Source organism: Pseudomonas sp. KK4 (assembly GCF_001984065.1).
GTDB lineage: Bacteria > Pseudomonadota > Gammaproteobacteria > Pseudomonadales > Pseudomonadaceae > Aquipseudomonas.
The window spans coordinates 1-17,466 of record NZ_LYVP01000046.1 but is presented as its reverse complement, the minus strand read 5'-3'; the positions used below and the strand labels follow the sequence as shown (position 1 = coordinate 17,466).

At 61.1% G+C, this 17,466-nt stretch carries 19 protein-coding genes; 6 read left to right on the top strand and 13 right to left on the bottom strand.

What is annotated here, in order from left to right; all coding sequences use genetic code 11:
• Positions 1–98: 98 nt before the first annotated feature.
• The 8 genes from murB to B0W55_RS16560 all read right to left on the bottom strand — a co-directional run bounded on the left by murB (position 99) and on the right by B0W55_RS16560 (position 6,954).
• Positions 99–1,118: a UDP-N-acetylmuramate dehydrogenase gene (gene murB / locus B0W55_RS16595; protein WP_077047021.1), complete on the bottom strand. Its 1,020-nt coding sequence runs from the start codon at positions 1,116–1,118 to the stop codon at positions 99–101.
• A complete protein-coding gene (locus B0W55_RS16590) occupies positions 1,115–1,579 on the bottom strand; it encodes a low molecular weight protein-tyrosine-phosphatase (RefSeq protein WP_077047020.1) in 465 nt (154 codons plus the stop codon). Before B0W55_RS16590 ends, murB begins: the two co-directional genes overlap by 4 nt.
• A complete protein-coding gene (gene kdsB, locus B0W55_RS16585; RefSeq protein WP_077047019.1) occupies positions 1,579–2,343 on the bottom strand; it encodes a 3-deoxy-manno-octulosonate cytidylyltransferase in 765 nt (254 codons plus the stop codon). The genes B0W55_RS16590 and kdsB overlap by 1 nt, the downstream gene beginning before the upstream one ends.
• Positions 2,340–2,525: a Trm112 family protein gene (locus B0W55_RS16580; protein WP_007945752.1), complete on the bottom strand. Its 186-nt coding sequence runs from the start codon at positions 2,523–2,525 to the stop codon at positions 2,340–2,342. Before B0W55_RS16580 ends, kdsB begins: the two co-directional genes overlap by 4 nt.
• Before the next feature lie 25 nt (positions 2,526–2,550).
• Positions 2,551–3,561, bottom strand: coding sequence for a tetraacyldisaccharide 4'-kinase (gene lpxK, locus B0W55_RS16575; RefSeq protein WP_077047018.1), 1,011 nt, complete (start codon positions 3,559–3,561; stop codon positions 2,551–2,553).
• The gene (locus tag B0W55_RS16570; RefSeq protein WP_077047017.1) at positions 3,561–3,989 is read right to left on the bottom strand and encodes a biopolymer transporter ExbD; all 429 of its coding nucleotides are present in this window, start codon (positions 3,987–3,989) and stop codon (positions 3,561–3,563) included. The genes lpxK and B0W55_RS16570 overlap by 1 nt, the downstream gene beginning before the upstream one ends.
• Positions 3,986–4,621, bottom strand: coding sequence for a MotA/TolQ/ExbB proton channel family protein (locus tag B0W55_RS16565; protein WP_175376114.1), 636 nt, complete (start codon positions 4,619–4,621; stop codon positions 3,986–3,988). Before B0W55_RS16565 ends, B0W55_RS16570 begins: the two co-directional genes overlap by 4 nt.
• Positions 4,622–4,719: 98 nt before the next feature.
• Positions 4,720–6,954 (bottom strand): DNA internalization-related competence protein ComEC/Rec2, encoded by a 2,235-nt coding sequence (locus B0W55_RS16560; RefSeq protein ID WP_077047015.1) that lies wholly within the window; start codon positions 6,952–6,954, stop codon positions 4,720–4,722.
• A 136-nt stretch (positions 6,955–7,090) separates the two neighbouring features.
• Here B0W55_RS16560 and B0W55_RS16555 point away from each other — a divergent pair, with 136 nt between their 5' ends.
• Positions 7,091–7,606, top strand: coding sequence for a DUF2062 domain-containing protein (locus B0W55_RS16555; protein WP_077047014.1), 516 nt, complete (start codon positions 7,091–7,093; stop codon positions 7,604–7,606).
• 69 nt (positions 7,607–7,675) lie between these two features.
• Here the strand turns inward: B0W55_RS16555 and B0W55_RS16550 are convergent, their stop codons facing one another.
• From B0W55_RS16550 to B0W55_RS16535, 4 genes are all read right to left on the bottom strand, one after another.
• Positions 7,676–8,455 carry an ABC transporter permease gene (locus B0W55_RS16550; protein WP_077047013.1) on the bottom strand — a complete coding sequence of 260 codons (780 nt, stop codon included), beginning with the start codon at positions 8,453–8,455 and terminating at the stop codon, positions 7,676–7,678.
• On the bottom strand, positions 8,452–9,384 hold the full coding sequence (locus B0W55_RS16545) for an ABC transporter ATP-binding protein (protein ID WP_077047046.1): 933 nt from the start codon (positions 9,382–9,384) through the stop codon (positions 8,452–8,454). The genes B0W55_RS16550 and B0W55_RS16545 overlap by 4 nt, the downstream gene beginning before the upstream one ends.
• A 132-nt stretch (positions 9,385–9,516) precedes the next feature.
• Positions 9,517–10,140, bottom strand: coding sequence for a glutathione S-transferase family protein (locus B0W55_RS16540; RefSeq protein WP_077047012.1), 624 nt, complete (start codon positions 10,138–10,140; stop codon positions 9,517–9,519).
• A gap of 43 nt (positions 10,141–10,183) precedes the next feature.
• A complete protein-coding gene (locus B0W55_RS16535; protein WP_077047011.1) occupies positions 10,184–10,843 on the bottom strand; it encodes a transglutaminase family protein in 660 nt (219 codons plus the stop codon).
• A 249-nt stretch (positions 10,844–11,092) separates the two neighbouring features.
• Here B0W55_RS16535 and B0W55_RS16530 point away from each other — a divergent pair, with 249 nt between their 5' ends.
• Positions 11,093–13,540: an acyl-CoA dehydrogenase gene (locus B0W55_RS16530; protein WP_077047010.1), complete on the top strand. Its 2,448-nt coding sequence runs from the start codon at positions 11,093–11,095 to the stop codon at positions 13,538–13,540.
• An 81-nt stretch (positions 13,541–13,621) separates the two neighbouring features.
• Positions 13,622–14,029, top strand: a complete 408-nt coding sequence (locus B0W55_RS16525) for a PA2817 family protein (protein WP_077047009.1) — start codon at positions 13,622–13,624, stop codon at positions 14,027–14,029.
• 75 nt (positions 14,030–14,104) lie between these two features.
• Here B0W55_RS16525 and B0W55_RS16520 read toward each other — a convergent pair whose 3' ends face one another.
• A complete protein-coding gene (locus B0W55_RS16520) occupies positions 14,105–15,103 on the bottom strand; it encodes a LysR family transcriptional regulator (RefSeq protein ID WP_077047008.1) in 999 nt (332 codons plus the stop codon).
• Between the two features lie 90 nt (positions 15,104–15,193).
• Here B0W55_RS16520 and B0W55_RS16515 point away from each other — a divergent pair, with 90 nt between their 5' ends.
• From B0W55_RS16515 to B0W55_RS16505, 3 genes are all read left to right on the top strand, one after another.
• Positions 15,194–15,820, top strand: a complete 627-nt coding sequence (locus B0W55_RS16515; RefSeq protein ID WP_077047007.1) for a hypothetical protein — start codon at positions 15,194–15,196, stop codon at positions 15,818–15,820.
• 73 nt (positions 15,821–15,893) lie between these two features.
• On the top strand, positions 15,894–16,664 hold the full coding sequence (locus B0W55_RS16510; RefSeq protein ID WP_077047006.1) for a 2OG-Fe(II) oxygenase: 771 nt from the start codon (positions 15,894–15,896) through the stop codon (positions 16,662–16,664).
• Between the two features lies 1 nt (position 16,665).
• Complete coding sequence (locus B0W55_RS16505) at positions 16,666–17,304, top strand: LysE family translocator (RefSeq protein WP_077047005.1); 639 nt, start codon at positions 16,666–16,668, stop codon at positions 17,302–17,304.
• Positions 17,305–17,466: the final 162 nt, after the last annotated feature.

Sequence of the window (17,466 nt, the reverse complement as noted above, 5' to 3'; positions counted from 1 at the left end):
TTCGCATCGTTAGCTCACTAAGTTAACCCAGCATTAACAAAAAAGCCCTGCACTTTTAATCAGTGCAGGGCTTTGGATTTCACCTTGAAAGCTTAGCTTCAATATCGGTTGGGCTCCATTTCCAGCTCGACATGGAAACGTTCTGAAATGTCTTTCTGGATGCGTTGCGCCAGGTCGAGCAACTGCAATCCGGTCGCGCCGCCGTAGTTGACCAGCACCAGCGCCTGCAACGTGTGCACACCCGCATCGGCTTCGCGGAAACCCTTCCAGCCCGCCCGCTCGATCAGCCAGCCGGCAGCCAGTTTTACCTGACCGTCAGGTTGCGCGTAGGCCACCAGATCCGGGTACTCGCCTTTGAGCTGTGCGACCAACGCCGCCGACACCAGCGGGTTTTTGAAAAAACTGCCGGCATTGCCCAGCACGGCAGGGTCCGGCAATTTTTCGTTGCGGATGCTGCAGATGGCCTGGCTGACGTCGCTGGCGGTCGGGTGATCGATGCCTTGTTCGGTCAGGCGCTGACGCACCGGGCCGTATTCCAGATGCAGTGGCGCGTTGCGGTCGAGCATGAAGCGCACGCGCAGGATCAACCAGCGTCCCGGTTCCTGCTTGAACAGGCTGTCACGGTAGGCGAAGTTGCATTCTTCCAGGCTGAATTCGCGCAGTTCGCCACTCTGGCGATCAAGAGCAGTCAGGCCGGCAAACACGTCCTTGATCTCGACCCCGTAGGCACCGATGTTCTGCATTGGCGCGGCACCGACGGTGCCGGGAATCAGACTGAGGTTTTCCAGGCCGGACAAGCCCTGGGCCAGGGTGTGCTGGACGAACGGATGCCACGGCTCGCCCGCCTCGGCTTCAATGACCACTTTGCTGCCGTCGTCACTCACCACACGAATCCCGCGGCTGGCCATGCGCAGCACCAGCGACGGGATATCGGCGGTCAACAGCAGGTTGCTGCCGCCACCGATCACCAGTAACGACACGTCGTGGGCCCGAGCGTAGGCCAGGGCTTCTCGCACATCGGCATCGTTGTGGGCTTCGGCGAACAGCCGGGCCTGCACGTCCACGCCAAAACTGTTGTACGGCTTGAGGGAAACCTGTGACCGAACCTGCAAACTCATAAGCGTCCCTTCAATTCGATCACCAACAGATCGCTGGCACGCTCGATCAGGTCCAGTACCTGTTCAAACCCCTGCTCGCCGTCGTAATACGGGTCCGGCACTTCATCGAGTTCCGAGTGATAACGACGCAGGAACAAATCCAGCTCGGCCTTGCCCTTGGCCGGTTGCAGGGCCTTGAGATTGCGCAGGTTGCTGTTGTCCATCGCCAGGATCAGGTCGTAGGTGGCGAAATCGGCGCGGGACACTTGCCGGGCGCGCTGGGCGGACAGGTCGTAGCCACGCAGCCTGGCAGCGGCCTGGCTGCGCTTGTCCGGCGCCTTGCCGACATGCCAGTCACCGGTACCGGCGGAGGCCACTTCGACCTGATCGGCCAGCCCGGCGACCCGCAGTTTGTGGCGCAGCACGCCTTCGGCCGTAGGCGAGCGGCAAATGTTGCCCAGGCAGACGAACAGAACCCGCATCAGGCCTCCAGCAGGCGACGAACGCGCTCAAGGTCTTCGACGGTATCGACACCCGGCGGCGGCGCGATCAACGCGTCGGCGACGTGAATCCGTACGCCGTGCCACAGCGCCCGCAGTTGCTCCAGGCATTCGGTGTTTTCCAGCCAGCACGGGCCCCAGTTGACGAAGTCATGCAGGAAACCGGCGCGATAGGCGTAGATGCCGATGTGGCGACGGTACGGCACACCTTCGGGCAACTGCTCGCGGCTCAGGGCAAAGGCATCACGCGCCCATGGCAATGTGGAGCGGCTGAAGGTCAGGGCCAGGCCATTGCGATCACTGACCACTTTGACCACGTTGGGATTGAACAGGGTTTCAACGTCCTCGATCGGCTCACCCAGGGTGGCCATGCGCGCTTCGGCATGGATAGCCAGGTTGGTGGCCACCTGATCGATCACGCTCGGCGGGATCAGGGGTTCGTCACCCTGGACGTTGACCACGATGGCGTCTGGCGCCAGGCCCAGCTTGGCCGCGACTTCCGCCAGGCGATCAGTGCCGGAGTTGTGATCTTCGCGGGTCAGCACCACTTCGGCGCCAAAGCCCTGGCAGGCTTCGACGATACGCGCATCGTCGGTGGCCACCACCACGCGCTGGGCACTGCTTTTGCTGGCCTGCTCCCAGACATGCTGGATCATCGGCTTGCCGGCGATCAACAACAGCGGTTTACCCGGCAGACGGGTGGAGGCGTATCGCGATGGAATGACGACGGTAAAGGCTGTGGTCATTTATCCAGACGCTCATCGGTGGTCAGGGTCCGGGCTTCGGTTTCGAGCATCACCGGGATGCCGTCGCGAATCGGGTAGGCCAGACCCGCGCCCTTGCTGATCAGCTCGGTCTTGTCGGCGCTGAGCTTGAGCGGGCCTTTGCAGACCGGGCAAGCGAGGATGTCGAGCAATTTGGTGTCCATGAGCATTCCCTGGATAGAAACGAAATTAAGGCAACAGTCGAGCCGGCAACAGGCGCATCAGCTGTGTATCGAACCAGGCCACGAAAGCCGGCGACGGCACAGCGTCGACCGCCAGGTACCACCAATCGGCGGCGGCGAAGGCACGGCACTTCACCGCGTCCTTTTCGGTCATCACCAACGGCAATGACGGGGTGAAATTCAAGGCCTGCACGCTGTATTCGGCGTGGTCGGCGAACGCATGCGGCACAGGCTGCCAGTGTAGCGTTTCAAGGGTGTTGAAGAAACGTTGCGGGTTGCCGATCCCGGCCACGGCGTGCAGCGCCTGGCCTGCCGGAAAGTAATCAAGGGGCTGTCGTTCGCCGCTTTGCAGATTGATCAGTGCGGTCGGTTGCAACTCAAAGGCAAAGCCACCCTCGCGATCAGCCTTGGCTCCGTTGTAGAGCACCGCGTCGACGCTTTGCAGTCGCTCGACCGGTTCGCGCAACGGCCCGGCCGGCAGGCAACGCTGGTTGCCCAGGCCACGGGCGGCGTCGATCAGCACCAGCTCCAAATCCCGCGCCAGACGGTAATGCTGCATGCCGTCATCGGACAGGATCAGGTCCAGCGGTTCGCTGGCCAGCAAGGCTTTGACGGCGCGACTGCGGTCTGGATCGATCATCAACGGCACGCCCGTGCGCTGAACGATCAACAACGGTTCGTCACCCGCCAGGTCCGCGCTTTGATCGGCTGCAACGCGCCAAGGCAATTGCGGCGGTTTGGCACCGTAACCGCGACTGACCACGCCGACCCGCAGGCCACTGCGCTGGCAATGCTGGATCATCCACAGAATCAGCGGCGTCTTGCCGGTACCGCCGACGGTGATGTTGCCGACGACGATCAAGGGTACCGGCGGCTGGTAAATGTCACCCTCCCCCGCCAGAAACCGCTTGCGCTTGTTGTTGACCACGCGCCGGTACAGCCACTCCAGCGGCTGCAACAGTTTGAGGGCCGGATGGCCTCGGTACCACGCGGCGAGCAGGCGTTCGGACATGGCCATCAGGGCGCGGGCGGCGCCGCCTCGACTGTGGTCATGCGCAGATGGCTGAAGCCCAGTTTGCCGGCGGCGTCCATGGCGGTGATCACCGACTGATGCTGGGATTTGCCGTCGGCACTGATCGACAGCGGCCGATTGGTGTCGCCATTGGATGCTTTCTGCAGTGCGTCCATCAGGGTTGCCAGGTCGCTTTTCGGCAGGATCTGGTTGTTCACCGAGAACACGCCATCGGCGCTGATGGCGATATCCAGCTGTTTGGACGGGTCTTCAGCGGGCGAACCGCTGACCGCTTCCGGCAGATCCACACGCAATTGGGTTTCGCGGGTAAAGGTGGTGGTCACCACGAAAAACAGCAGCAGGATAAACACCACGTCGATCAGCGACGCGAGGTTGATGTCCACATTCTCCCGTTGTTTGCGGCGGAATTTCACGCTTTGACTCCCGCCAGGTCCACGTCCCGATCGCCCTGGACGACTTCCACCAGCTTGATCGCTTCCTGCTCCATGCCCACCACCAGTTCATCGATGCGGCGTTGCAGAAAACGGTGGAAGAATACCGACGGGATACCGACCATCAGGCCCGCGGCCGTGGTGATCAGTGCCTTGGAGATACCACCGGCCAGAACTGCGGCGTTGGTTGTCATGCCCGTCCCCATGAACGCACTGAAGATATCGATCATGCCCAGCACCGTGCCGAGCAAACCCAGCAACGGGGCCATGGCGGCGATGGTGCCGAGGGCGTTGATGTAGCGCTCCAGCTCATGGATGACCCGAGCGGCGGCTTCTTCGATGCACTCTTTCATGATCTCGCGACCATGCTTGGAGTTGGCCAGGCCCGCGGCGAGAATTTCACCCAGAGGCGAATTGGCGCGCAGTTCCTTGAGTTTTTCCTTGTTGAGCTGTTTGTCCTTGATCCATACCCAGACCTGGCCGAGCAGGTGCTCCGGGGTCACGCGACTCGATCGCAGGGTCCACAGACGCTCGGCAACGATCGCCATTGCCGCGATGGAACTCAGGATGATCGGCAGCATCATCCAGCCGCCGGATTTGACCAATTCCCACACAGTGACAGTCCCCTCGAAAAAGTGCGCCACTCTAACATAGGGGGTGGGCGCACCGAAGACTGTGATGCCGCATCCGGTCGGCCTGTCATAACGATCGATCAGGGACGTGACGGGGGCGGATCGCGCCAGAAGCGCCGTTCCAGACGCATCGAGCGTGGCGGTGCGAAACGCCCCAGTTGCAGATGAATGGCACCCTGCTCCGCGCTGTCGTAGATGGCCATCTCGCGTTTTCGGTAGCGTGCCACCACCGTTGGATGAGGGTGACCGAAGGAATTGCCTCGGCCACGGGAAATCAGCACGGCTTTGGGTTGTAAAACATTGAGCAGGGCCGTTGAGGATGAACTGCGACTGCCATGGTGGGGGGATTGCAGCCAGTCGGTGGGCACCGCCAGCGGGCCGTCGAGCAATGCGCGCTCAGCGGCGGCGTCGATGTCGCCGGTCAACAACAGGCGCTCGCCATTGGCTTCTATCTGCAAAACGCAGGAGTTGGCATTGCTGTCGTGGCCATCGGCCCAGCGCCAGAGCTCGAAGTTCACGCCGTCCCAGGTCCATCGCCGACCGCTCTCGCACTGCCCGGCGTGCAGTTCGCTCGGTAAGTCATCAGGCTCGCCAGCGATGACACGCTGCACCTGCAATGCCTTGGCGACCGCCCGCGCCCCGCCGGCGTGATCGACATGGGCATGGCTGATCAGCATCAGGTCGAGAGCGTCCACCCCCCATTTACGCAAGGTCGGCACCACGACCCGTTCGCCAAGGTCGCTGTCACCGAAACGTGGCCCGGCGTCGTACAGCAGCGCGTGATGACGGGTGCGAACCACAATCGCCAGCCCCTGGCCGACATCCAGTTGCCAGATCTCGGCCAGGCCCTCCGGCACGGTGGCTCGAGGTGGAACCACCAGTAACAGCAGCATTGGCCAACCCAGGGGTCGCAGCGCAACCCCTCGCGGCAACAGGAGCAGGAAGGCGCCGAGCGCTCCCATGCACCAGACCCACCACGGCACCGCCGCCGGTATCCACGCAGAAAGCTGCCCGGCCATCAGTGCAAGGCCCTTGAACAGCCAGTCGATCAGTCCGCCGGCCAGCCACAACAAGCCCTCCCCCACATGGGGAACGGGCAACAGCAAGGTCCCGAGCAACGCAGGTGGCAGCACCAGCACACTGATCCAGGGCACCGCCAGCAAGTTGACCAGCGGCCCGCTGAGGCTGATGGGCAAGCCCAATACCAGCAACATAGGGCCCAGGCCGATCGCGATCAGCCATTGGGCGCGGGTCCAGGTTTGCCACCATTTCCAGGGCCCCAGGCGACCACTGAACGTGAAGATCAACACCGCCACTGCGCCGAAGGACAACCAGAACCCCGGTTGCAGGCTGGCCAGCGGTTCGAGCAACAGCACGCCATTGAGGGCCAGCAGCAGCGGCCACCAGGCGCCCAGATGACGAAATCGCAGGCGCCACAGCAGCACCAGGCCAATCATCAGGCAGGCGCGGCGTACCGGCACCTCGAAACCGGCCAACAGTCCATAACCCAGGGCCGCTGCGAAGGCCAGGCCACAGGCCCAGGGTAGCCAGGGCAGACGGCCTGGCCACAAGCCATAGCGGGCCAGCCCGGCGATCAGCATGTACACCAGCCCCGCCAGCAAGCCGACGTGTTGCCCGGAAATCACCAGCAGGTGCACGGTGCCGGTGTCCTGCAACACCCGCCAGTCTTCGCGGCTGAGTCCGGATCCATCGCCCAGCACCAATGCCGCCAATACGCCGGCTCGACCTTGGGCGTCCACTTGCAGCAATGCCTGACGAATACTGTCGCGCCAGGCCCACCGTGCCTCGACCAGGCGCTGGCCATCCTTGACGGTACCGGTCGCACCCATGCGTTGCGCCAGTAGCCAGGCGTCGTAATCGAAGGCATGGGGGTTGAGCAAGCCGGCCGGGCGTTTCATCTTGACGGCCAGTCGCCAGCGCTCGCCGCTGTTGACCGGTGGCCCGCCATACCAGGCCAGGCGCATCAGTGGCGGTACTTTGCCGTGCCTCGATCGGGCTTCTGCCAACTCGAAGCGCACGACAGCCTCGCCGTGCTGGGGCAACCCCACAACCCGCCCTTCGACCCAGCGCGTTTCGCCGTCCAGCTTTTGCGGCAGCCGGTCATCGAGCGCCCAGTGAGCCTGGGCGCAGGCCCAACTCAGACCGAACAGGAAAAACGCCACCGGATAAGTCCGAAACGGCAGCAGCATCAGACCCACGACCGGCAGCAACAGCAACAACCCGACCGGCGGCAGCGCCGGTAAAAAACGCAGGGCCAGCAGACCCAGCGCCAATGCCACCATCCCTGTGCGCATACGCCTGTCCTAGAGAGTCCCGCCCCTAGGCATAGACGGCTGGACGCACGACCGTCGTTATCAATTGTCACAAAGTCTGAATGGGTGGCTCATAGAATCCAGACATACTTGCCGCCTTAACCGACCGAGAAGCCTTATGCCCCGGCGCTTATTCAAACGTTACATGCCAGATCCGACCAGCATCAGGGAACACAAGTCCTTACGCTTTCTCGGTACCTTGTTGCATGACCCGAACCTCTGGCACCTCAACCGCCACTCCGTCGCCCGGGCCATGGCGGTCGGTCTGTTCGCGGCGTTCCTGCCGATTCCGCTGCAAATGCTGGTCGCTGCCATCCTTGCCATCATCGTGCGCGGCAATATGCCCATCGCTGTCAGCCTGGTCTGGCTGACCAACCCGATCACCATGCCCGCCGTGTTCTTCTGCACCTACCAGACCGGCGCCTGGCTGATGGACGTCCCCCCCCGCCACCTGCCGGACGAATTGAGCTGGGAATGGATCAGCGGCGAACTCTCGACCTTGTGGCAGCCGTTCCTGTTGGGGTCGGTTGTCGTGGGGCTGGTGCTGGGGGCCTTGGCGTATTGCCTGGTGATGATGTACTGGCGCTGGTGGGTCGCGCGGCAATGGAAGCGGCGCAAACAGCGCCGGCTGTGAGAATGCAAAACGGCCTCCGCAAGGGAGGCCGTTTTTTTTGGGGTGTTCCTACAGCCTGTTCACACTGGATCAGGTCCGCATCCCGCGCCCGCTCACCAGCAACCGCGCACAACCGAAATACAGAATCACCGTCGCCACCAGCATGAACGTGATCGCAATGCTGATGCGGATATCCGACACCCCGAGGATCCCGTAGCGGAACGCGTTGACCATGTGCAACACCGGGTTGGCCAAGGACACGGTCTGCCAGAACGGCGGCAGCAACGAGATCGAATAGAATACGCCCCCCAGGTACGTCAACGGCGTCAACACGAAAGTCGGGATGATCGAGATGTCATCGAAGTTGCGCGCGAACACCGCGTTGATGAAGCCCAGCAACGAGAAGATCGTCGCCGTCAGCACCACAACCAGAATGGTCACGCCCAGGTGATGCACCTGCAAATGGGTGAAGAACAGCGACAGCAGCGTCACGATGATCCCGACCATCAGCCCGCGCAGCACACCGCCCAGGGTGTAGCCGATCAGGATGGTGTGCGGCGAGACCGGCGAGACCATCAATTCTTCGATGGAGCGCTGAAACTTGCTGCCGAAGAAACTCGACACCACGTTGCCATAGGAGTTGGTGATCACCGACATCATGATCAGCCCCGGCACGATGTACTCCATATACGTGAAGCCACCCATGTCGCCGATCTGCCGGCCGATCAGGTTGCCGAAGATCACGAAGTACAGAACCATGGTGATCGCCGGCGGCAGCAACGTCTGTGGCCAGATCCGGGTAAAACGCCGGACTTCACGGTAAACGATGGTGTTCAAGGCAACGAGATTGGGGCGCAGCTCGGAACTCATAGTGCCACCTTCGACAGATTTTTCTCCACCAGGGACACGAACAACTCCTCGAGGCGATTGGTTTTATTACGCAGGCTCAGCACGTCGATGTTCTGCTGCGCCAGCTGAGTGAACAGCGCGGTGATGCCCATGCTCTTGTCCACCTGGACTTCCAGGGTATGACCGTCGAGCAGGCGAGACGGGTAACCGATCAACTGCGGCGGCGTACCCAGAGCGTTCTTCAGGTCCAGCAGGAAGGTCTCGACATGCAACTGGCTGAGCAACTGTTTCATGCTGGTGTTTTCGACGATGGTGCCGTGGTCGATGATCCCGATGTTGCGGCACAGCTGTTCAGCCTCTTCCAGATAATGGGTGGTGAGGATGATGGTGATGCCTTTCTGGTTCAGCTCGGTGAGGAAGGTCCACATCGAGCGACGCAATTCGATGTCCACGCCGGCGGTCGGTTCGTCGAGGATCAACAGGCGCGGTTCGTGCACCAGGGCCCGGGCGATCATCAGTCGACGCTTCATGCCGCCAGACAGCGAACGCGACGGCACATCACGCTTGTCCCACAGGCCGAGCTGGGTCAGGTACTGCTCGGCGCGTTCCTTGGCGACTTTGGCCGGAATGCCGTAGTAGCCCGCCTGGGTCACGACGATATCGAACGTCTTTTCAAACTGGTTGAAGTTGAATTCCTGGGGCACCACGCCGATGGAGCGCTTGAGCTGCGCAGGATTCTTGTCCAGGTCGTGACCGAAGATATTCACGGTGCCGCTGGTCTTGTTCACCAGGGTCGAGAGAATGCCGATGGTCGTGGACTTGCCGGCGCCGTTGGGGCCGAGCAAGGCGAAGAAGTCACCTTCGGCGACGTCCAGATCGATACCACTCAAGGCCTGGAAACCGTTGCCGTAGGTTTTGGTTAGCTGCCGGATGGACAGAGCGGAACTCATATCGGATTTACGCACCAAGAAGGAAAAAAGGAATGAATCAGGTATGGCGGCGAACAACACAGCCACAGCGCATTAGCACAATGGTGCTTGTCGCCGCCACACAAGTACAGTCAAGTGTGTCGATAGTGAGTATTAAGTCAACGCAGTCATGACCGCCTTGCGATATGCCGCACGCTGCTTCAACCGTGCGTACCAGGCCTCGAGATGGGGCTGCGGCGCCCGCTCGATCGGCATTTCGAACCAGGCATAAATGAAACTGCCCAGTGGAATGTCACCCATGCCGATCTGCTCACCGGACAGATACGGCGTGGTCGCCAGGGCCTGATCGGCCATGGCCAGCAAACCGTCGCATTCTTTGATCGCGGCCTTGATGGCCGGCCAGTCCTGTTGATCGGCCGGAGTACGCAAGACGCCCCAGAACACCGTGCGAAACGGCGTGGCGAAACTGGACGTGGTCCAGTCCATCCATTTGTCAGCATTGGCCCGCGCTTGCACATCCGCCGGGTACCACGGGGTGTTTGCCCCATGCTTGGCCAGCAGGTAGCGAACGATGGCATTGGATTCCCACAGTACGAAATCATCGTCCTGGATCACCGGCACGCGACCATTGGGGTTCATGGCGCGGTACTCGGGCGTGTCGACGACACCAAAGGCGCCGCCCGCATCGATGGCTTCATAGGCCAGGCCGAGCTCTTCGGCAGCCCACAACGGTTTTCTGACATTCGATGAATTCTTCCGACCCCAGATCTTCAGCATGACGGCCCCTCGATTGATGAATGCGCAGGCAGCATACGCCGGATCAGGCTCGACTCAAATCACTCTGCATGTCCCCCAGCAGCGGTTGCAACTGCTCACCGAACAGGTGCGGATAGCACTGGCGCAGATGCTCGAAAAAGAAGGTTTCGGGTACGTCGGCGAACTGGCCGTGATCGACCAGATACTCCATCAGTTTCTCGCCATCGCGATTGAAAGGATGGAAGACACTGTCGTTGACGCCATCGAACGCCAGCGGTGCAACGTTGAACAGTTCGCACAGGCCTTGATTGAAGGCCGGCGTGGCCTTGACCCAGCGCCCGTTCAGGTACAGCTCGGTGTAACCGTGCATGGCGAACACATCGCTCTTGAGCAGTTCAAGCAGCCGCGGCGTCGACAAATGATTGCGCACGTCGGCCAGGCCGATCCGCGCCGGGATCCCGCAGTGCCGTGCCGCGCCGGCCAGCAGCGTGGCCTTGGGTACGCAGTAACTCTGCCCGGCACCGAGCGCGTAGCTGCCACACAAGGTCTGCGGATCGCGGCTGAAGGTGTAGGGGTTGTAGCGCACGGCCTCGCGCACGGCGTAATAGAGCTCGATCGCCTGCTCGACCGGATCGCGGCTCACGCCACGATGCTTTTCGGCGAACTCCACCACCGAGGGGTGGTCACTATCGATGAAGCGGCCGGGACTGAGGTACTCGTGCATGGCGGGAATTCTCCTGGGGGAGCCCCGAGTCTAGCGAGCACTTGAGCACAGAGATAACGACGTTTCGGCCAAACATGGTCGCTTTGGCGCCCGTTCCATGAACGATTTTTCACGGCCTGTTGCCCTGAAGGCCGACACAATCGTCGATGGTTTCCCACCTTTTTCATCACCTCGCTATGACCCTCGCGTTTTGCGGATGCCGTCTAAGCTCTTGGGGTTGGTTTGCCCTGGTTTCACGGAGGATTAAATATGCTGCTGTTGTGGATACTGGTTCTGGTTGTCGGGATAGCTTATTTAGCCCACCGTCGTATCGCACCGCTGCCCGCCCTGGGCATTGTCGCTGTCTACCTGCTGGCAATGGGCGTCTCAAGCCGCGCACCGGGCTGGCTGTTGCTGATTTTCTGGGTGCTGCTCGCAGCGGTCGCTGCACCGCTGCTGCTGCCTGATCTGCGCCGCAAATTCTTCAGCGCGCCGATGTTCAACTGGTTTCAAAAGACCCTGCCGCCGATGTCGCAGACCGAACGCGATGCCATCGAGGCCGGCACGGTCTGGTGGGACGGCGAACTGTTCAGCGGGCGCCCGGACTGGAACAAATTGCTGTCCTACCCGATTGCGCAATTGAGCGAAGAAGAACGGGCCTTTATCGACGGCCCGACCGAAGAACTCTGCTCCATGGTCAGCGACTGGCAACTGGGGCAAACCATGGATCTGCCGGCCGAAGCCTGGACCTACATCAAGGACAACGGCTTCTTCGCCCTGATCATTCCCAAGGAGTTCGGTGGCAAGGGCTTCTCGGCCTACGCCCACTCGCAAGTGGCCATGAAACTGGCCAGCCACAGCGGCGACCTGGCCTCCACTGTGATGGTCCCCAACTCCCTCGGCCCCGCCGAGCTGTTGCTGCATTACGGCACCGACGAACAACGCAATCATTACCTGCCACGCCTGGCGCGCGGCGACGACATTCCGTGCTTTGCCCTGACCGGCCCGCTGGCCGGCTCCGATGCCGGCGGCATGCCCGACACCGGCGTCATCTGCAAAGGCGAGTGGGAGGGCAAGGAAACCCTCGGCCTGCGCCTGAACTGGGAAAAGCGCTACATCACCCTCGGCCCGGTGGCCACCCTCCTCGGCCTGGCGTTCAAGGCCTATGACCCGGACCATCTGCTCGGCGACAAGGTCGACCTGGGCATCAGCCTGGCGTTGATTCCGACCGATACCGCTGGCGTGGACATCGGTCGCCGTCACCTGCCGCTGGGTGCGGCGTTCATGAACGGGCCGAACTCCGGCAAGGATGTGTTCGTGCCGCTGGAGTTCCTCATCGGCGGCCAGGAAATGCTCGGCAAGGGGTGGATGATGCTGATGAACTGCCTGTCGGTCGGGCGTTCGATTTCCCTGCCGGCGGTGGGTACCGGCATGGCCAAGTTCACCAGCCTGGTAACCGGCCAGTACGCGCAGATTCGCGAGCAGTTCAACGTGCCGATCTCGGCATTCGAAGGCATTCAGGAAGCCATGGCCCGCATCGGTGGCAACGCCTGGATGATGGACGCCGCGCGGATGCTCACCGCCAACGCGGTGGACCTGGGCGAGAAGCCCTCGGTGCTGTCGGCGATCCTCAAGTATCACCTCACCGAACGCGGCCGCGAGTGCATCAGCCAGGCAATGGATGTGCACGGTGGCAAAGCGATCATCATGGGTCCCAACAATTACCTGGGGCGCAAATGGAACGGCGCGCCGATCTTCATCACCGTGGAAGGGGCCAACATTCTTTCGCGCAACCTGATGATCTTCGGCCAGGGCGCGATTCGCTGCCACCCGTTCGTGCTCAAGGAAATGGCCTTGGCGGGCCGCGAGGACAAGGATCAGGCGCTGATCGAATTCGACGGCCTGCTGCTCAAGCACATCGGTTTTGCCGTGGGCAACGCGGCCAGCACCCTGGTGTTGAATCTCGGGTTCGGTCACCTGGAACACATGCCGGGCGACAGGCTCAGCCAGGGTTATTTCCGCGCCCTCAACCGTCAGGCCGCGGCGTTCGCACTGTTGGCCGACTTGAGCATGATGCTGCTGGGCGGTGAACTGAAACGCCGCGAGCGGCTGTCGGCACGCTTGGGCGACGTACTGAGCAACATGTACCTGGCCAGCGCCGCGCTCAAACGCTACAACGACCTCGACGCTCCAGAGTACATGGAGCCGCTATTTACCTGGGCCATGGAAGAAAGCCTGGGTCATGCCGAACGGGCCATGGACGAACTGCTGAGCAATTTCCCGAACAGGATGTTGGGGTGCCTGCTGCGGGTGATCGTGTTCCCGTTCGGTCGTCGCCACAAGGGACCGTCGGACAAACTCGGTGCTGCGGTCGCCGAGGTGATCGGTCGTGCCAAGGGCGATCCGGCCCTCGAAGAATTGCTGCTGGGCTGCTACCGCCCGCAATCGAACGAAGATCCGGTCGGTGCCCTGCAACACGCCTGCGACCTGTTGAATGCAGCACAACCCCTGCAGAAGAAACTGCACATGGCGCTCAAGAGCGGTCAGGTCAAGCCGGTCGCCGGCGAGCACGTCATCGATGCCGCGCTGGAGGCGGGCGTATTGCAACCGGGAGAAGCCCATACCCTGCGCGAAGCCGAGGCGGCACGGCGCAAAGTGATCGACGTCGATGCCTTCGACAAAGAGGACATAGCGCTGACGGACGGTAGGGTCCGCTGACCCTTGTAGCGTTGCAACATGGGAAAATGGGCGCAGGGGCTTTATACTCCCGCGCCCGTTTTGCTCTTGAGGACTTATCTCGTGTCCAACATCGTTGCCGATCATCTCGTTTTGCTCGACCACCTGCGCAGCATCCTGGTCGCCGTGGGTGAGGCCGACCAGGTTCCCGAAGAAAGCCATGCCTTGTTCCTCGAGCGCTTCGACGAACTGCGTGCCCTGCTGCCGGTCGACCCGATCGAAAGCCAATACCTGGGCCAGGACATCCTGTGCCAGGTGATCACCCGCTACCCGCAGATCGCCCACCTGGTCCCACGCGACTTGCTGTGGTACTTCGCCGGGGACTGCCTGCACTACATGCCCGATGACGAAATCGACCTGTACCAGGCGCTGGAAGAACGTCGCTTCGAAGCCGAACAGAACGACGAACCGTTCGACTGGAATCAGGAGAAGCAGTTGCTGGCGTTGTCGAATCAGGACAGCAAGCACTGATCCAGGATCGCAGACACGAAAGGCCCGCATGATGCCCATGCGGGCCTTTTTGTTGAGGCCTCTTTTGATCTTTGCTCAGAACAACCCATCACTCTCAGGCAATTCATACTCCGAAACGGCAATATTCGAATCCTTCGGCTTGCCCGGCCTGCCCAGCGTCGGCTCCTGCTCCATGCACGCCACCAGATAATCGATCAGCACCCGCAGCTTGGGCGGCAGGTATCGCGTCGGCGAATGCAGCAACCATGCACCGCCATGATAGGACGCCAAAAAGGTCCAATCCGGCAGCACCTGCACCATCAAGCCCTTCTCCAAAGCACGACGCGCGGTGAAATACGGCAGGCTGCCAATACCAATGTGCTGCAACACGGCGCCGAAACGCACGCCCGTGTGGTTGGCGGCATATCGCCCGCGCACCCCGACCGTCACCGACTTGCTGCCCTTTTTGAACTTCCAGCGCGCATCGCTTGGTGTTTCGCCCAGATAGATGCAGCTGTGATTGAGCAAATCGTGGGGATGCGTCGGTGTTCCATGCTCGGCCAGGTACTGGGGTGTCGCGCAGAGCAAGTGATCGATGGTCAGCAATTGCCGCCCCACTAGCCCCGGTGGCGGCCGATCAGTGATACGAATTGCCAGGTCGACGTGATCGTCGATCAGGTCCACCTCGCGATCCTCCAGCAATAACTCCACATCCACCTTGGGATAACGGCGCAAAAACTCCGGCATGTGCGGGTGAATGACGATCCGCCCAACCGCTTTCGGCACGCTGATGCGCACCACGCCCTCGGGTTCGTCGGTGAACTGACCACTGATTTCCATGACAGACCGGGCCGCGCTGACCATGTCCTGACAACGCTTGAACACTTCCTCGCCGCCGTCGCTCAAGCGCAACTTGCGCGTGGTCCGTTGCAACAGGCGCATGGCCAAAGCCTTCTCCAGCCTGGAAATGCTGCGACTGACCGCCGAGGGCGAGGAACCCAGTTGGCGCGCGGCTTCGGAGAAGCTGCCGGTCTCGACGACCTTGACGAAAATCGCCATTTCACCGAGCAGCGGCAGGGGTAGATTTATGCTCACAACGCAACAGTCCTTTGATGTTTGAACGGATTATCACGCAATAACCCACTCCCTATAATAAAAAATGAAACATAAATACGAGCATGAAACATGACGCTTCGCCTCTTTTTCCACAGTGATGAGCTCAAGGCCAACGTGGAAATCCTTGAATGCACACCCCACGAGCACGAATTTGCCGTGGTGCTGCGCGCAACATTGTTTCACCCCCAAGGCGGCGGACAACCCTTCGACACCGGCTGGATCGGCGAAAGCCAGGTGCTGCGCGTGATGCAGGACCCCGACCGGATTATTCATTTCGTCGATCGCCCGGTCACAACCGGCATGACGCAGATCCGCGTCGATGAACAGCGCCGCCAACTCCATACGTGCCTGCACTCGGCCGGCCACCTGATCGGTCACTTCGTCCAGGCCATGGGCTGGATGCCGATCAAGGCTCATCACTGGCCGGGCGAAGCGCGGGTGCAGTTCAAACCGGCGGAGTGTGCGCAGGAGGTTGATGTGCAGACCCTGCAGCAAGGTCTTGCACAATGGATTGCCCAGGACCTGCCACGCCTGACCTCGTTGCGCGAAGGCGCCCGGGAAATCGCTTTCGGCGACCTGCCGGCCTACGGCTGCGGCGGCACCCATGTACGCAGCCTGAAGGATCTGGGCACGGTTACGATCGACTCCCTTTCGCACAAGAAAGGGATTCTGTCCGTCCACTACCACGTGGACTGAGCGTCAGGGACATGACGCTGCAGAGGCCCGCATTCGCCGGCCTCGTCGACACTCTGCTGGATGGACCCAAGACATGATGCTTGACGTCGAATGTCTCGATGAGACGTGCATAAAAAAGCTGGCCAGCGAAGAAGTCCTCGCCATCCGCATCAAAGGCTGGCTGCCCCCGCCACTGGCGACCCGGATCGGTGAAAAAATTCTCGCGCCGGGCTTTGAAGGCTATATCAATGCGCCGAGCATTGGACGCATCGGCATGGCGTTTTATGAAGCGGAAAATCAGCCGCTGCTGATCGAAGACTATTTCGAGCGAGCCACCCGCAACATCACTGAGTTGCGAAACCGTTGCGCGCCCTACTCCTCCCCCGTCGATACCCTGCGCTGCATGTTCGACGAGTCCTGGCCCGCGGGGGCGCAACTGGAAACCCTCTACGGCCGCAAGATGTTCGTCGGCCTTTCCCGGGTAGTGAAGCCTGGCGTGCGTTTTCTCGCCCATCACGACATTTTCGCCAAGGACGCACCGCAGAGTTTCCAGGCTCGGAGTCTGCAAGCGCAGTTTGCCTGCAATGTGTACCTGAACATGCCCGCCCAAGGCGGCGCGTTGCAAATGTGGGACCGCGACATTTCGCCGGAACAGTTCGATGAAATGCGTGGCGACAGTTACGGAATCGACCCTGCACTGCTGGGGACACCGACCCTGGAAGTCCGTCCCGAAGCGGGTGATTTCATCATGTTCAACTCACGCCGCATGCACTCGGTGACACCAGGCCTGGCCGAACCACGCCTGAGCCTTTCATTCTTTGTCGGCTACCGCGGCACCGCTTCCCCCCTGACCTTCTGGAGTTGAAATGCTTTCCAATTACCTGGGCGAGTTCCTGGCGCTGGCGACCATCCACTTTCTGGCTGTTGTAGCCCCAGGGCCGGATTTCGCCGTCACGATCCGCCAGAGCGTACGTTTTGGTCGCTGGGTCGGCATTTGTACGGCGCTGGGCATCGGCGCCGGCATATCCGTGCATGTGCTGTATACCCTGCTGGGGGTCGGCACCCTGATGCACACCCTCCCCTGGCTGCTGACCGTGGCCAAGATCATGGGCGGCGCCTACATTCTTTATCTGGGTGTGAACCTGTTGCGCAGCCAGCCAAAATCCGTACTGGAAGGCAACAACGCCACCGATGAACCGGTGATCGAGCAAACGCTGCTGAAGGCCTTCACCACTGGGTTTCTGACCAACGCCACCAACCCCAAGGCCACCCTGTTTTTCCTGGCGATCTTCACCACGCTGATCAGCACGGCAACGCCACTGAAGATTCAGGCTCTGTACGGTGCGTGGATGTGTTTTGTGAATGCCTTGTGGTTCGTGATCGTTGCGCTGTTTTTTTCCAGCAGCAAGGTGCGATTGCTTTTCTTGCGCATGGGCCACTGGTTTGAACGGACCATGGGCGTGATCCTGATTCTGTTTGCGGGCAGGTTGATACTGTCGATGTAAAACCGCCACGCACAAAAAAGCCCGCTCAGTCAGACTGGCGGGCTTTTTTGTGCGTCAGGTACAAATCGCAGACAAACAAAAACGCCGCTCGATGAGCGGCGTTTTTGTTGAATATGGAGCGGGAAACGAGACTCGAACTCGCGACCCCGACCTTGGCAAGGT

Coding starts and splice junctions, on each gene's coding strand:
- B0W55_RS16510 (WP_077047006.1), top strand. CDS start 15,894: ATGATGCTTGACGTCGAATGTCTCGATGAGACGTGCATAAAAAAGCTG.
- lpxK (WP_077047018.1), bottom strand. CDS start 3,561: ATGGCCATGTCCGAACGCCTGCTCGCCGCGTGGTACCGAGGCCATCCG.
- kdsB (WP_077047019.1), bottom strand. CDS start 2,343: ATGACCACAGCCTTTACCGTCGTCATTCCATCGCGATACGCCTCCACC.
- B0W55_RS16580 (WP_007945752.1), bottom strand. CDS start 2,525: ATGGACACCAAATTGCTCGACATCCTCGCTTGCCCGGTCTGCAAAGGC.
- B0W55_RS16545 (WP_077047046.1), bottom strand. CDS start 9,384: ATGAGTTCCGCTCTGTCCATCCGGCAGCTAACCAAAACCTACGGCAAC.
- B0W55_RS16590 (WP_077047020.1), bottom strand. CDS start 1,579: ATGCGGGTTCTGTTCGTCTGCCTGGGCAACATTTGCCGCTCGCCTACG.
- B0W55_RS16560 (WP_077047015.1), bottom strand. CDS start 6,954: ATGCGCACAGGGATGGTGGCATTGGCGCTGGGTCTGCTGGCCCTGCGT.
- B0W55_RS16530 (WP_077047010.1), top strand. CDS start 11,093: ATGCTGCTGTTGTGGATACTGGTTCTGGTTGTCGGGATAGCTTATTTA.
- B0W55_RS16535 (WP_077047011.1), bottom strand. CDS start 10,843: ATGCACGAGTACCTCAGTCCCGGCCGCTTCATCGATAGTGACCACCCC.
- B0W55_RS16555 (WP_077047014.1), top strand. CDS start 7,091: ATGCCCCGGCGCTTATTCAAACGTTACATGCCAGATCCGACCAGCATC.
- B0W55_RS16540 (WP_077047012.1), bottom strand. CDS start 10,140: ATGCTGAAGATCTGGGGTCGGAAGAATTCATCGAATGTCAGAAAACCG.
- B0W55_RS16515 (WP_077047007.1), top strand. CDS start 15,194: ATGACGCTTCGCCTCTTTTTCCACAGTGATGAGCTCAAGGCCAACGTG.
- B0W55_RS16550 (WP_077047013.1), bottom strand. CDS start 8,455: ATGAGTTCCGAGCTGCGCCCCAATCTCGTTGCCTTGAACACCATCGTT.
- B0W55_RS16505 (WP_077047005.1), top strand. CDS start 16,666: ATGCTTTCCAATTACCTGGGCGAGTTCCTGGCGCTGGCGACCATCCAC.
- murB (WP_077047021.1), bottom strand. CDS start 1,118: ATGAGTTTGCAGGTTCGGTCACAGGTTTCCCTCAAGCCGTACAACAGT.